This window comes from Marinomonas lutimaris, assembly GCF_019426345.1.
GTDB lineage: Bacteria > Pseudomonadota > Gammaproteobacteria > Pseudomonadales > Marinomonadaceae > Marinomonas > Marinomonas lutimaris.
Map to the genome: position 1 here is coordinate 122,023 of NZ_JAHLLW010000002.1, position 13,644 is coordinate 135,666.

General features: G+C 40.6%; 14 protein-coding genes. 4 read left to right on the top strand and 10 right to left on the bottom strand.

What is annotated here, in order from left to right; translation table 11 throughout:
• Positions 1 to 76: 76 nt before the first annotated feature.
• The 3 genes from KPL72_RS03480 to KPL72_RS03490 all read right to left on the bottom strand — a co-directional run bounded on the left by KPL72_RS03480 (position 77) and on the right by KPL72_RS03490 (position 3,064).
• Positions 77 to 616, bottom strand: a complete 540-nt coding sequence (locus tag KPL72_RS03480; RefSeq protein ID WP_219701883.1) for a cyclophilin-like fold protein — start codon at positions 614 to 616, stop codon at positions 77 to 79.
• Positions 617 to 658: 42 nt separating this feature from the next.
• Positions 659 to 1,864, bottom strand: coding sequence for an MFS transporter (locus KPL72_RS03485; protein ID WP_219701884.1), 1,206 nt, complete (start codon positions 1,862 to 1,864; stop codon positions 659 to 661).
• 96 nt (positions 1,865 to 1,960) lie between these two features.
• Positions 1,961 to 3,064, bottom strand: coding sequence for an alpha/beta hydrolase (locus tag KPL72_RS03490; RefSeq protein ID WP_219701885.1), 1,104 nt, complete (start codon positions 3,062 to 3,064; stop codon positions 1,961 to 1,963).
• Between the two features lie 266 nt (positions 3,065 to 3,330).
• Here KPL72_RS03490 and KPL72_RS03495 point away from each other — a divergent pair, with 266 nt between their 5' ends.
• Positions 3,331 to 4,230, top strand: coding sequence for an AraC family transcriptional regulator (locus tag KPL72_RS03495; protein WP_219701886.1), 900 nt, complete (start codon positions 3,331 to 3,333; stop codon positions 4,228 to 4,230).
• Between the two features lie 8 nt (positions 4,231 to 4,238).
• Here the strand turns inward: KPL72_RS03495 and KPL72_RS03500 are convergent, their stop codons facing one another.
• The 3 genes from KPL72_RS03500 to KPL72_RS03510 all read right to left on the bottom strand — a co-directional run bounded on the left by KPL72_RS03500 (position 4,239) and on the right by KPL72_RS03510 (position 6,245).
• The gene (locus tag KPL72_RS03500; protein WP_219701887.1) at positions 4,239 to 4,985 is read right to left on the bottom strand and encodes an SDR family oxidoreductase; all 747 of its coding nucleotides are present in this window, start codon (positions 4,983 to 4,985) and stop codon (positions 4,239 to 4,241) included.
• A 44-nt stretch (positions 4,986 to 5,029) separates the two neighbouring features.
• Entirely contained in the window at positions 5,030 to 5,530 is a 501-nt protein-coding gene (locus KPL72_RS03505; RefSeq protein ID WP_212918639.1) for a (R)-mandelonitrile lyase, read from the bottom strand.
• 64 nt (positions 5,531 to 5,594) lie between these two features.
• Positions 5,595 to 6,245, bottom strand: a complete 651-nt coding sequence (locus KPL72_RS03510) for a carboxymuconolactone decarboxylase family protein (protein WP_219701888.1) — start codon at positions 6,243 to 6,245, stop codon at positions 5,595 to 5,597.
• Between the two features lie 477 nt (positions 6,246 to 6,722).
• Between KPL72_RS03510 and KPL72_RS03515 the strand changes: the two genes are divergently transcribed.
• Entirely contained in the window at positions 6,723 to 7,682 is a 960-nt protein-coding gene (locus KPL72_RS03515; RefSeq protein ID WP_219701889.1) for an AraC family transcriptional regulator, read from the top strand.
• Here KPL72_RS03515 and KPL72_RS03520 read toward each other — a convergent pair.
• Both KPL72_RS03520 and KPL72_RS03525 read right to left on the bottom strand, forming a co-directional pair.
• Complete coding sequence (locus KPL72_RS03520) at positions 7,671 to 8,375, bottom strand: DUF4405 domain-containing protein (RefSeq protein ID WP_212918642.1); 705 nt, start codon at positions 8,373 to 8,375, stop codon at positions 7,671 to 7,673. The two genes, KPL72_RS03515 and KPL72_RS03520, sit on opposite strands and share 12 nt — an antisense overlap.
• 31 nt (positions 8,376 to 8,406) lie before the next feature.
• The gene (locus tag KPL72_RS03525) at positions 8,407 to 8,871 is read right to left on the bottom strand and encodes a hypothetical protein (RefSeq protein WP_219701890.1); all 465 of its coding nucleotides are present in this window, start codon (positions 8,869 to 8,871) and stop codon (positions 8,407 to 8,409) included.
• A gap of 739 nt (positions 8,872 to 9,610) precedes the next feature.
• Between KPL72_RS03525 and KPL72_RS03530 the strand changes: the two genes are divergently transcribed.
• The gene (locus tag KPL72_RS03530) at positions 9,611 to 10,153 is read left to right on the top strand and encodes a hypothetical protein (protein ID WP_219701891.1); all 543 of its coding nucleotides are present in this window, start codon (positions 9,611 to 9,613) and stop codon (positions 10,151 to 10,153) included.
• A gap of 242 nt (positions 10,154 to 10,395) precedes the next feature.
• The gene (locus KPL72_RS03535; protein ID WP_219701892.1) at positions 10,396 to 12,252 is read left to right on the top strand and encodes a hypothetical protein; all 1,857 of its coding nucleotides are present in this window, start codon (positions 10,396 to 10,398) and stop codon (positions 12,250 to 12,252) included.
• 48 nt (positions 12,253 to 12,300) lie between these two features.
• Here the strand turns inward: KPL72_RS03535 and KPL72_RS03540 are convergent, their stop codons facing one another.
• Positions 12,301 to 12,498 (bottom strand): hypothetical protein, encoded by a 198-nt coding sequence (locus tag KPL72_RS03540; RefSeq protein WP_219701893.1) that lies wholly within the window; start codon positions 12,496 to 12,498, stop codon positions 12,301 to 12,303.
• A 21-nt stretch (positions 12,499 to 12,519) separates the two neighbouring features.
• The gene (locus KPL72_RS03545) at positions 12,520 to 13,377 is read right to left on the bottom strand and encodes an endonuclease I family protein (protein ID WP_219701894.1); all 858 of its coding nucleotides are present in this window, start codon (positions 13,375 to 13,377) and stop codon (positions 12,520 to 12,522) included.
• Positions 13,378 to 13,644 lie beyond the last annotated feature (267 nt).

A 13,644-nucleotide genomic window follows, 5' to 3' on the forward strand; every position in this document is an offset into this window, starting at 1 on the left:
TGGTTCTGATAGGGTGCTGCTGCACAACTTTTGTACTAAGAGCCTCAGATGAGGCTCTTTTTTTATCTTTTTACGATTAATTTCTGGAGAATGTTACTTGTACTCTTTTCCGTCCCAATTTTTGTGGCAGATCTGCTGCCTCTTCTATATGCCCAATACGGGTATATGAGTATGAGGTATTAAACGTTTTGTAAAACATAACCATAGTGCGTGACCCCCACAACATTAGATCGCCATTTTTAATCGTAGCAGGTCGATAGGTATCCGTCGTCAGTGCCTTGGGTAAATCGGCTTCCTTCTCGTTACTGTTCAGATCATTCATGTCTAAAGTCAGCGGTAACATAGCTGCAAATTCACGTGCCGCATCAGTGTCGGCTAAGGTGGCGGCGAAGCGACGTTCTCCAATGGTTATCCATATACGTGATTCCTCCGAGTTTATGGATGCTTGTTGAGTAGTGGCAGGCTGTGTTGTTGACTGCGCTGCATAACCGTTACAGAGCGTTAAAAAAAGCAGCAGTGAAAGACCAACTCTATTAAGGGTTCGTGCTTTTTGGCGGCTGGCTATTAAGGTTAAAGTGTTTATGTTATCAGTGTTGACATGAAGGTTTTTATTCATAATAGGAGCCTCATTACTTTATTTTGTATATGGTTAAGTGCTTTACTGCGTTTGCATTCGATAAGCTTGAAATGTCAGAAAAGCACTAATGAGTAAGACTGCCGCACTGGCAATAAAGGTGCTTTGGTAGCCATCTGCATCGAAGAGTATGCCACCTATTGTCGAGCCCAATGCAATGGATAATTGAACCACGGCAACCATCAGACCGCCGCCAGCTTCAGCGTTGTGTGGCATCGCTTTCGCCAGCCAAGTCCACCAAGCCACAGGCGCAGCCGTAGCGACCAATCCCCACATTGCGAGCAATAGTACAACCGGTGCAATATAGCTACCAGCAGGAATAAGTATAAGAGCAATGGCAGCCATAAAAACTGGGATGCCAATAAGTAGGCCATATAGCGTGCGTTTTAGAATTGAACTGATGATTAACGTACCGATAAATCCTGAAAACCCAATGGTGAGCAATAGAAGAGACAGTGTCGATACGCTAGTCTTAGTAACGGTTTCAAGGAAAGGGCGTAGATAAGTGAAGAGGGCAAACTGGCCCATAAAGAAGGCACCGCATCCAGCCATACCATAGGCAACGGCACGGCTTTTTAGTGCCTTGAGAATATTGCCTGAACCTGGTTCGCGCGCCTTTCCCTTCATAGAGGGTAATGCGATCCACTGCCAAATTAAAGTGATTAGTGCGATAGGTATGATGGCTAAAAAGGCGCCTCGCCACCCTACAATAGAGCCCAAATAACTTCCTAATGGCGCGGCAACTACTGTTGCTAGTGCGTTACCGCCATTAAAAATAGCCAAAGCTTTAGGTACTTTGGTAGATGGAACTAACCGAATAGCCATGGCGGCTGACATTGACCAAAATCCACCGATAACCACACCGATGAGCGCACGACCAATCATATAAGCTGAGTAGTTTGGAGCCAGCGCGACAATGCTTCCAGATATTCCCATCAAGACTGTCAGTATTAGCATTAACTTTTTACGGTCCATTGATCCAATTAGCATAGGAAGTAAAAGGCTAGTTAATACGGCAAAGGCGCCAGAAATTGCAATACCTTGGCCTGCCATTCCTTCTGTAATTTGTAAGTCGTTGGCAATGGGCGTTAGCAGACTAACCGGCATAAATTCGGACGCTATTAGCGTAAATACGCATAGCGACATGGCAAAAACGCCACTCCAATGAGCCGTGTTATTAGTCTTGTCTGTTGATGTTCCATCATGAGTATCAGATGTTGTGAGTGCCATAGTTTTTTGTTACGCCTCGATTTTTACAAAAAAAGCACCACGCGAGCCCTTTGAGCTCGTGTGGTGCAGAAGTTACTTTAACTATTCTGATTACGGTTAAGCTAGGTGTTGCTTAAAGAAGCTTGTTAGCTTGTCGAATGGGATGACATCCACTTGATCATATAAATCAACATGGCTTGCCCCTGGAATGATCATCATCTCTTTTGGTTCAGCCGCATTTTCATAGGCTGTTTTGCCCATATAAAGAGAATGTGCCTTTTCGCCATGGATGAACAAAACTGGACGAGGAGAAATTTCAGAGATATAGGTCAGTAAAGGCATGTTCATAAAGGATAGTGGTGTCGTCTGTGACCAAGCGTTACCAGAGTTGACCGCGCGCGGGTGATAGCCACGAGGTGTCATATAGTAATCATGATAATCGACCATGAATTGCGGCTCGCCACCTTTTAATACGTTGTAGGGGGCTTGGTAAGCTGGAGCAGCGTTACCTGCATCTTCCCAACGTTGTTGGCTTAGTTGTTCTAATCCTTGTGTACGTTGAGCTAAGGTGACACTGTCGTTATAGCCTTTTGACATGACTCGAGTCATGTCGTACATAGTGCTTGCTACAACTGCTTTGACGCGTTTGTCGACCGCGACGGCATTTAATGCCATTCCACCCCAACCACAGATGCCTATCATCCCTATGCGTTCACGATCCACATTGCCTTGCATACCAATGCAGTCTACTGCAGCGCTAAAGTCTTCTGTATTGATGTCTGGCGAAGCAATGTTACGAGGCTCACCACCACTTTCTCCTGTATAGGATGGATCAAACGCCAGCGTGACGAAGCCACGCTCTGCCATTATTTGAGCATACAGACCAGAAGATTGCTCTTTCACCGCACCGAAAGGGCCACCAACGACAATGGCTGGTAATTTGCCAGACGCATTTTTGGGTTGGTAAAGATCAGCGGCAAGGGTAATACCATAGCGGTTCTTGAACGTTATTTTTTTATGATCAACCTTGTCACTTTTGGCGAATTTTTTGTCCCAGTCATTATTTAGTTTTATCGACGAAGCAAAGGCTTTGCCACTGGTGAGCGAGGCAACACCTAATGCCACCATGCTTGCCCCTGTTAATTTCATCATATTGCGACGCCCTTCGTCAGGAACATCCTTTTCAGTTAAAGCATTTGTAATTTCAGTATGTTTATCCATGGTCATTCTCCAGATAAGTAAGTTAGGCAAAACGGTTGTCGATCACAAAGAGTTATTAAGCATCGTCTTTCTGAAAGTATTCATTAGTATCTAGTTTTACAGCTCTGGGTATTTGGGGGTAGCAGGATCCTGCTTGATTCTTGCCTGATACTCCTGAATGGCAGAATTTCTCGTGACCTAGGATTTGGCTCAAACTATTATTAAAAAATTATCTTTTGAAGATATTCCGTACAAGCAAACGCATTTCCATTATTAGAAGCAAATACATGAATAGAGATATCAGCAGCATACAAAATGATTTGGCTAAGACAATCGAAGAAAAAACAATAGGGCAGGAAGATTGTCCTACGTTAATCGACGGATTATCTTTTTTTCGACGAGAAGCAATAACAGAACCTTGTCCTTGCACGATTGAGGCAAGTGTTCTTTTTGTTGTTCAAGGTAGTAAGCAGCTGTTGGTTGGGGAACAAGGCTTTATTTATGATACTCAGCATTTCTTATTGAATTCACTTGATTTACCAGCGAGTTCGCAAGTTCTAGACGCCAGTACAGGGAGTCCTTGTTTAGGGCTAATGCTCAAGCTCGATATGCTACTTATGGCGGATATTATCTCTCAAAATGGCATGCCTCCTCCCTATGAAGGTTCTATTAGTGGAAGCTCGGCAATAGGAACGGTTACAACATCTTTATTGGAGCCTTTTACTCGTTTATTGGCTTTACTTGATGAACCAGATGCTGTTGCAACGCTCTCTCCACTCATTGTCAGAGAAATTCATTATCGTCTTTTGAATAGTGATCTAGCGGGTCGGCTTTGGCAGATTGCTTCCACAGGTAGCCAGGCCCACAGAATTTCAAGAGCCGTCACTTGGCTTAGAGCACATTATGCAAAATCCTTTCAGATTGAAGAGTTGGCTGCTTATGTTCAAATGAGTAGCACCACTTTGTACCATCATTTTCGTGAACACACAGCGATGAGTCCTTTGCAGTATCAGAAATGGTTACGACTAAATGAAGCACAGCGCTTGATGCTGAATGATAGTCTTGATGCTTCAAGCGCTGCATTTAAAGTAGGTTACGAAAGTCCTTCTCATTTCAGCCGCGAATATACTCGTCTTTTTGGGCAATCGCCAAAGCGACATATCGAAGCATTACGAAAAGGTGCGTAACCCTTGTATTACAATGCTTGCGCTGTTGGTCGGAAAATTATCTCATTCACATCAACATTCTCTGGCTGACTAATTGCAAAGGCAACCATATCTGCAAAGCTAGAAGCTGGTATCCCAACTTGACCTACATAGTCTTGGTTGGCGCTTTGAACGTCTTTATCACTAATATGATCAAGTAATTCTGTTGTAACTGCTCCAGGGCTAATTAATGTGGTACGGATGTTGTATGGCGTTACTTCCTCTCTTAAACCATTGGTTAGTGTACGAACCGCAAATTTAGTGGCTGAGTATACTGATGAGGCTGGAAAAATAAGGTGAGCTGCTACAGATGCTGTATTAATAATATGTCCAGCTTTCTGTTCTATCATCTTCGGTAATGCAGCAGCGATACCGTATAGAACGCCTTTGATATTGACATCAATCATCTGGTCCCATTCATCCACTTTGATACTTTCCAGCATAGAAAGAGGCATTATTCCTGCGTTATTGATCAGAACGTCAATGCGTCCATAGGTATTAATCGCCGTATCAACTAAGTTTTTAACATCGTTTTTATTGGTAACGTCAGTCGCTAACGCCAGCGCTTCACCACCATTTGCTTTAATCTCAGCAACCAATTTTTCAATGCGATCAGCACGGCGTGCACCGAGAACCACTTTCGCTCCCATAGCGGCAAGATGACGAGCGGCTGCTTCGCCCATACCACTAGAGGCACCTGTTATTACGATAATTTTGTTTTCTATACTATTACTCATTTTGAATCCTTAATGTGTCTAGTTTTAAAATTAAGATGGCTTTCTTATTTGCTTGCTGCTTCGTATTGCTCGTCAGTGACTTTATCTTTCCAAATGACATTCTCACCATTTTTTGACGCTGTAATAACAAGATGTGTCATTGCAGCATCAGGTGTAGCGCCATGCCAATGATCTATTCCCGGCGGACACCAGACGCTTTCACCTTCATGAAAATGAATGACTTTACCGTCACGAGTTCCAGTCATAGCAACTCCTTTTGTTACTATCATATGCTGTCCCGCGGGATGGGTATGCCAAGCTGTTCGCGCCATTGGTTGGAAGGTGACATACGCAGCACTGTAATTCGCAACATCATTTTCTGGAAACAAGATGCTAACGTTAACGTTGCCAGTAAAAAGGTTGTCAGGGCCTTCAAAAGACTGAAGATCACCAGTTCTATAAACTTGCTGTTCTGTTTTGGTTTCGGCTTCAATACTTGTTGCTGAAACCGCTGTTATACTTGATAGTAATGTGGCCTTTAAAGTCGAAGATATATTTTTTTTCATGATATTAGCTCCTAGTTACGTTATGGAAACATCATCAAAGAAGTGGGTTCTGACATAATATTTCTTACTTGTTTTCAAGTACCGTTTCGAGTACTTGTTGAGCGTTTTCGGCAACCTGAGTACCGAAATGCGTTTCAATAATACGAATGAATGTCTTAAGTTCACTGATGGATATATTGTTATTCATACTAATGTTGTAGTGAGCACTTAACTGATTGTTGGCTCCTTCTAAGCTTGCTAAAGCGGCTATGGTGGCAATTTCTCTTTGCCTCCAGCTCAAGGTATCTCGTTCGAAAATATCGCCGAATAAATGCGCTTTCAGGTAGGTGTTAATTTCGGGAGAGAACTCAAATAATGGACCTTTTACTTCCGTACCAATTAGCTTGGTTTGGTTATCTGTACCGAATTCGAGGCTGGTACGGTCTGGCGGTAAAGGCTTGGATTCATGCCCCACAACATCTGTAATACCCTTTGTTTGTCGTTCATCCAATACTGTCATAAATGCAGAGAGACCATTTAAGCTACGAGGAAAGCCTGCGTAGGCATACATTTGAACCAGAATTTCTTTAATTTCGTTGATTGTTAGGCCTGCATTTAGGCCTTTATTTAAGCTTTTTTTAAGTTTGTTGATGTCTCCGTTTGCAGTAAATGCCGCAATTGGGATGATGGCTTGATCTTTAGTATTTAGAGTGTTCGCAGCTGAGGCAGTCGTCATAAAAAAGGTCCCCACTAAGTTGATGATTAGAAAAGAGAAGGCTTTCGAAAAGTATTGAAAATTAGTCATTTAAGTGTTCTTTTGGTTGCTTGATATGAACAATCTACCGCTAGTTTTAGCTGTTTTAGCTCCTCTGATTTATTAACTGTTTTATGTGAATGTGACCTCTTAATAGTTGTTAGGGTGTCGTTAGGATCTGGATTTAGTTTAGTGCTTTAACGATGATACTCGTTAGCCTGATATTATTTAAAAATTGCCTAATCCTCTCGGCTCTATAGTTTCACCACTAGAGATGAAAGAGAGGGCTGATTTAATATTGCATAAATAAAATTTAACCTATTGTTTTTTAAGGTTATTTTTTTTGTTTCTCGATTAATCTTATGATATTTGTATTTGCCTAATATTCTTTTATGACTTGGGTTGTGTAGAATAATGACGGAATCAATAAAGATTACTAACGTCGTCAATAGGGTGATTATGGGTAGCTTAAAAAGCAAAACTCTTGCAGCAGAAAAACTCGCTCAGCAGATTAATAAGTGGATAGAGAACGGCGCTAATCAAGTTGATACGGAGATTCCTGGTCTTAGGTTAACCCGATGGGAATCGATTACACCGCCGACGAGCTATACCCACAATCCTAGTATTTGTTTGATTGCTCAGGGGAAAAAACGGGTTCTTTTGGGGGAAGAAAGTTACGTTTATGATGCGAGTCATTTTCTTGTATCATCTGTAGATCTGCCCATCATTGCTAACATAATAGAAGCCACTCCAGATACACCTTATCTAGGCTTGATCATGGAACTAGATTTACAAGTAATTTCTGAGTTGATTGTGGAGAGTAAGCATCTTTTTAGTCATAACATAAAAACGTCAAAGGGAATCGCCGTCGGTCTCCTTTCTGAGTCGTTGCTAGATGCGTTTACTCGACTGCTGGGATTATTAGACGAACACGATAATGTCAAAATCCTTGCTCCAATTATCCAGAGAGAAATTCTTTATCGCCTTTTAACAACAGAACAAGGTGTTTTACTTCATCAAATTGTCACGGCTGAGAGTCGTAGCTATCAAGTTTCAAAGGCAATTGAATGGCTTAAAAATAATTTTTTTAAACCGCTCATTGTTAGTGAGCTGGCGACTTACAGTGGAATGAGTCTATCTGCATTTTATACACATTTCCGTTTAGTGACTTCTATGACGCCTCTGCAGTTTCAGAAAAAGCTACGCCTTAATGAAGCTCGTCGCCTCATGTTGACCGAAAATCTAGATGCGACAGAGACTACGTTTAAAGTAGGCTACGAAAGTCCTTCTCAGTTTAGTCGAGAATATCGTCGTTTTTTTGGTGAATCCCCATTAAGAGATATAAAAGCGTTGCGTGAAACAGACCAAACTTTAAAAGCTAAGGAACCATCTGCAATGTTCGAAGAGTCAATTTCGTAACTGTTTGGAATAGGCAATTAAGCTCGATGATTTCCCTATCAAAAGCATAGCATAGTGTGTTGCTATGGCGGGAAGGCTAATTATTGCGATCCAATGTCCGAAGAATGGTGATACTGAATCGGTAAAATCCCAGAATGCCAGACTGTATGTGAAGGTTAATTTATTCCAGATATCAATGGGTGTTAAACTATTGATACCCAAAATAAAAATAAACGCAGCAGCTAAACGAAGTATCCATGCGCTGATCATATTGGGCTTAGGTAATTTCAACAAGAGACATAACCCAGAGATAACTCGTTTCCAGTGTAGTCCTACATGGATTCCAACAGTTATCATCACCCAATACGCTGAAAATAAGTGAATTGTTTGCATCGTGGTGGTGCCTGATACCGCAAAAAAGGCAAAAATGGATTTTGATACAGCGACGCTGGTAACAAATAACACGGTCATGTTGGCTATTAGTAGTAGGTGCAACAAGGTAGAAAGCGAACGCCGTAAGTTGTATCGTCCTTTGAATATGTTCTTAAACCAAAGTCTATTGCTGACAATGTGCCATGATAAGAATGCAAAAAGGATGCTGCCGAACAGCTCGTGTGAAATATTGTTAAGCCACCAATAAGCCAAAGATAGTAGTAGGAAAATCAACATGGCAGAAGGTAATGCAAGACGTTTAATTGCTGTTGATTGTTTCATCTTCAGTTTCCTATTCATCTAATTTTTCTTATCATTGCTCGAATCGCTGTGCGTCTCGGTAAGTAAACATAAACTGTTCATCACGGCGTGAACGCTGATGACAAGCATAGCATTGCTCAATATTTTCGCTGGTCTTGACTGACTTGTCTGGCCAGAACCATTGATATTCCCAATCATCGATGCCTTCATTCATTTTTTCAGCGACTAGGTAGCGAGTTAAAACGTCATCTTGATAATCGACGAGAACAACATGTGTTCCTACAGGAACAGGTTTTCCTGCTTTTATTGCAGTAAGCGCTGCCGGATTGGTTAGCATATGCTCTCGAGTAATGCCGCGTTTAACCGTTGTATAATGCTCAAGCTGATCAAGAGCGGGGAATGTCACCGCATTTTCTTCGGCAAAAGACACTGCAGGACGCAATATGAAGTAGCTGCCGACAAGCACCGACAAACTTAAAACTATCGTGATCCTAATAGCTAGAAATTTAGACTTCATGATAAGTGAGTCCTTTTTTTGATTTCATGGTCAAGATTTTAATAGGGCTGTATAGCCCTATTTTAACTTGATATCTTCGCGTGTTTTTTAGCAAACGGTTATCTCATTCCTCTGTTTTTCTTGCCTGATTCTTTAAAAAATTCGACATGATAATTTAAATAAATGACAAAGCTCGAAACAATCACTAAGTTGTTAGGCGTTTTTGGCTGCAAACTAAAAATTACGCTAATTGATTAAAAGGAATGAGCCAGAATTCACCAAGCCAACTAGGGCAATTCATCAACTGCCAACTCGACCGACCCAGCCGCAGCGCCATCACCGGCGTAAAAGCCAACTGGACAAACAACACAGGGGAAGAACACGGTACACGTCGGCACCGCACCGTATAAGAAACGACGCCAAAGTTACGACAACCCAACCACCGCCCAACAAGCCTGCCAAGACGACCTTATCAAAAGCCAACGCCAAGGTACCAGCGTCACACTCGACGCTCTTATTGACTAGGTACGGGCAACCCAACTCGTCGCAGAAGGCATCCTCACCCTAAACGACACCTTCCCACCCGAAATGAAAGGCAACTGGTCCATCGACAAAGTCACCGCACACGGCGACAGCAAAGCAGGGTATCGGTGTACCGTTGTCGCGAGTGAGGTGGTTTAGGTGTTTTGTTGTTGGAAGGTGCAGGGTAAGAGGTTAATATCAATAAATAACAAAATTGACATAACTCATGGAGAATAGAGTGATAAAAAACGCAAAAATTTGGATTAGTCTGGCTAGTCTTGTTATTGCACTAGCTGGTCTTGTCATTGCAATTGGTGATTGGCTCTTTCCTGTTAATTCTTCCAGTAATATAAATTCTGTATCAAATGTAGTTTATGGTTCAAATAACGTCGTTAACTCTAGTATTGTCACTACGAGCGTAGTTAATAATGTTGGAAATTCATATATGAATGCATCAGTCCCCAGTTTGCGAGTAACTCAAAGTTCAGTTTTTGAGCCAACAACTGAACAGTTATTTGATAAAACCAATATTTTAGCCCCTACGCTTACCGTCTCAGGAATGGATACAGAAGTTAAAATTTTAGTTGGCCCTGATGATACTGTTTTTACGGGCGGAATAATTGATAGTATGGATGCTAAAAGCATTATTTATGTTAAACAAAAGCAACATATAAATTTAATAATATCTGGAATGGATACAACAGTATGGGTTCAATCAGCGTTAATGCCATACATAAATGTTAGTAATACTGCAATGGGCGCAGCGGTACGTGAACTATAGCAACAGCAGATACAAGTGCAAAATCATAGCACGCGGCTACAGCAAAGCAGGGTATCAGTGTACTGTTGTATCTAGTAAGGTAGTTTGATTTCTCTAAAAGATGATAGCTTTAATTCTCATTTTTCTGGTTAAAACAGAGAAAATACTATAATAAATCAGAGTCTATGGTGTAGTTTGTTTAGGATAAAGTCACATGTGTTCTCTTAAAATTTTTATTGGAAGTCAGTAATGGAGAGGCCGATTTGAAACTTAACTATGACGGGTGGTGTCGAAGGATTGATTTAAATTTTCGATCTAGATTTCCATATCTAAATACTAGGTTATTCAAACTTAATGAATCTAAATACCAACTTTTTTTAGTTGACGATATTGATGATTTTGACGAAATTAAGGCTATTTTCGATAGAGAAATAAGGTTCTTAACAGTTCCTATTAAGTTGGTAATGGAGCTTCCAAAAACTTATGTAATTGAAATTGAAAAAATTAAAGATGATAAAATACCATCGAAATTTGAAGGCTACCCATTAAGTATTCCTCAATTATATAGTCATATTCTTTCAATTCATCCTAATGTAAAAATTAATAATATTGAAGAGGATCATGATGATCGAAAAATAATTGTAGAGCTTTCAGGGGATTATAGTTCAAAAATAATAGAAGGTGTTGAAGAGACAGTGACTGCTCTAAAAGCTCCATACTCTTTTAAAATTAAAAATGGAGGAGAAGCAGTTGATTACAGTTTTAAATTTAGTGATGAAGTCTTTAATATTGCTCCATCTCAGACAAAAAAAGAATTGAATTGTGCCTTTATCGAGAGAGATGAAGCTTTATGGTTTGAGAATGTTGAAAGTATTTATAATGGCTCGTATAAAAAAACTGATCTTTATTTTTTTGATCCTAGTAAAACAGCATGTCTTGTTAATTTTTCTAAATTTCAGAATGCAAATTTGAGGAATCACCTACTGCTATATGATGTAGTTTATTGTGTTCTTCCGTTAGCCCAAGAGATGTCGAACTTCCTTGTAGACCAAAAAATTTCACGAGATGAAATACTTAGATTAGTTAAACGAGGAAGGCTAAAAATATTAAACATGCAGCCTGAGAGTAGGTTAGACCATGGCTTTATAAATGAGGCTTTTCAAGAGAATCCATCGGCTGTGGTTAGTAGGCGCGCATTATCAGCTTTATGTGCAATTGATTTAGTTGAAATGAATCAGTCTTATGCTTTGAGCGACCCTGAGATATATAGGTATATTTATCCGTTATTACAGGAGCTTTCAAAATTTACAGGCAAAGATATTGTTACTATTAGTGATTTTTTACTGTGGCCTAAGCAAGCACTAAGAAAAAGTCTTGATACATTAAATCGCGCTGGACCAATGGGTATATCAAATTATGGGGTTAATATACCTATTATTAATTCTTTGCCTACAAAAAATAAAGAAAAAATCGAATTTGAATTTATTGTGAATAGTGACCAAATTCACCTTTCACATGCATTGGATGCTACGTATTTTCCTTTTTTTGTTGATGATAGTAAATACTCTGATCATCCTTATGCTCTAATGATGGGTGAGATGCTTAATTTCTTTAAAAATTCAAATTGTCAAAATATTTCTAATCTAATTGATGTTGATGATATAAATTCAGTTCGAAATCCTAGTTTAGGACTTATCTCTACTTTTGATATTAACGATTACATCCCTGTTTTAGAGTTTGAGGAAGAAGTTTCTAGTAGAGTTGTTCGTAAAGGCATGAGTTCATTATTCTCAGAACTGAATTTACTTAATAATGAGGAAAGGAGGCTGCGTATCGCTGATTATAATATTGAAGTAGATAAAGCTCTTAGAAATAAAAAAGTAACTAAACATGGATTAGATTTAGGTGAGGATACTTTAGGCTTGTTTATCCCCTTTTGGGGAACAGGTAAAAAGCTACTAAAAGGAGGTACTAAAATGGCTAGGGATTTATTTCCAGCAATAAATAATATATCCGAATTCATTGAAGATAAGGCCACTAAAATGACTGATAAAAATAGTGACATATCTGTACTTACTAAAGTAAACCGGGTTGCTAAATTGAAACGTGAATTCAAGTAAGATAGTAGATATATTACGTAATAATAAGCTGTAATTTGACTTAGGAATTTAGCTTGGTTTTTTTAAGATATTTTCCTGATTGACCCCACCCGCATCTTGATCTAGTATTTCTCTTGCGCTGGCAAAATCCAGTGTCGGGAATACCACCCCGTCTGCACCAAAGCATCCTAAAACACGCATCGCGTGTTTTTTCGTGTCCAAATTTTCGTCTGTTTTACCTGATCTTTGTCGCGGAACTTCAGCCATTGCCGTTTTTATTTGTAAAAACTATTTCGTTTGACATTCATTCCCCCAAATCCCATCCACAAACTCTGGATGATCTATAAACGGATTCCGACTTCCCTGTAGCTCTTGCACTCGGTCGTTGCGGCGTTTTTCAAAGGCGGTGACGGGGAATGTATCGTTCCACGCAACGAGTGTACAAAGGTCGCCGATGCTGGGTTGTCCGCTTTGTTTGTCGTTGCCTTTGGTGATGATTAAGTCGGGCATGTTCTCTGGTGAGGCGTTGTCGCCAGTTTCGTATCGAGCCGCCATGTAGAAGACCATGCGGGCGATTTGGCCCTTGGCTCGGTCGGTTGGTTCGAAGGATTGTTTGCGTTTATCTAGGTAGGCGCCAGACAGTACTTTGCTGCCGTCGGCCAGCTCGTCATATACCGGTTCGCCACCCATGCCGTAACCATAGTTACTGTGCGCACCGTTTAGGTTGCGGTCAGCAGGGCGCAGGTGATGCAAGTCTGTGTAGCCGTCTTGGCTTTGTTTGGCAAAGCCGCGTGATTTTGGCCAAACGTGTTCTCTGTCCCACGCATCGTCTTTGCTTTTGCCTCGGTTTGCTTGGTTGATGTTTCTCACGTCATCTAGGTAAAGCATTTGCACTAGGCCGCATTTTGGTTTGTCATCAGGGCAGGCTGAATCGGTGTAAACCAGTGCTTCCCACACGTCGATATTCTTGCCGTCGTACCAATCAGTATTTCCGCTTTGCGTGTATTTAAGTGGCTTTTGGCCATCGATGATGCTGTGCAGTTTTGCTTTAAGCGCATCGCCCGTTAACCCTTCTGTACCATCGTAATAACCTGCCGAAGCATACGCTGAACACAACATAAAAAACACAAACAGACTGCGTAACATAATTAGCTCTCAAGATAAGTAATGCAGCGGATTGTAGGGAAGTGCAGGGCGTTTAGATTCTGGGGATTTGAAAGGATTTGTTAGCAAATGTGTGTTCTTAGTAAAGACTTGATCCTGATCATATTAAATGGGCTTTTTTTTCTATCTGCGGTGATGAATTTTTAAACGTTCGTTACCGCACAGAGTCGCATCTTCCTATCGTTATAGAGTGAACTATCGAGTTTGTTTAAAAGTCATCTGATTTTCGACGCTGAACATGGAGATTGA

What these genes read in the sequence shown, in the direction of transcription:
- KPL72_RS03525 (WP_219701890.1), bottom strand. Translation starts at nt 8,871, where the DNA reads ATGAAGTCTAAATTTCTAGCTATTAGGATCACGATAGTTTTAAGTTTG.
- KPL72_RS03510 (WP_219701888.1), bottom strand. Translation starts at nt 6,245, where the DNA reads ATGACGACTGCCTCAGCTGCGAACACTCTAAATACTAAAGATCAAGCC.
- KPL72_RS03540 (WP_219701893.1), bottom strand. Translation starts at nt 12,498, where the DNA reads ATGGCTGAAGTTCCGCGACAAAGATCAGGTAAAACAGACGAAAATTTG.
- KPL72_RS03545 (WP_219701894.1), bottom strand. Translation starts at nt 13,377, where the DNA reads ATGTTACGCAGTCTGTTTGTGTTTTTTATGTTGTGTTCAGCGTATGCT.
- KPL72_RS03490 (WP_219701885.1), bottom strand. Translation starts at nt 3,064, where the DNA reads ATGGATAAACATACTGAAATTACAAATGCTTTAACTGAAAAGGATGTT.
- KPL72_RS03495 (WP_219701886.1), top strand. Translation starts at nt 3,331, where the DNA reads ATGAATAGAGATATCAGCAGCATACAAAATGATTTGGCTAAGACAATC.
- KPL72_RS03520 (WP_212918642.1), bottom strand. Translation starts at nt 8,375, where the DNA reads ATGAAACAATCAACAGCAATTAAACGTCTTGCATTACCTTCTGCCATG.
- KPL72_RS03480 (WP_219701883.1), bottom strand. Translation starts at nt 616, where the DNA reads ATGAATAAAAACCTTCATGTCAACACTGATAACATAAACACTTTAACC.
- KPL72_RS03500 (WP_219701887.1), bottom strand. Translation starts at nt 4,985, where the DNA reads ATGAGTAATAGTATAGAAAACAAAATTATCGTAATAACAGGTGCCTCT.
- KPL72_RS03485 (WP_219701884.1), bottom strand. Translation starts at nt 1,864, where the DNA reads ATGGCACTCACAACATCTGATACTCATGATGGAACATCAACAGACAAG.
- KPL72_RS03515 (WP_219701889.1), top strand. Translation starts at nt 6,723, where the DNA reads ATGGGTAGCTTAAAAAGCAAAACTCTTGCAGCAGAAAAACTCGCTCAG.
- KPL72_RS03505 (WP_212918639.1), bottom strand. Translation starts at nt 5,530, where the DNA reads ATGAAAAAAAATATATCTTCGACTTTAAAGGCCACATTACTATCAAGT.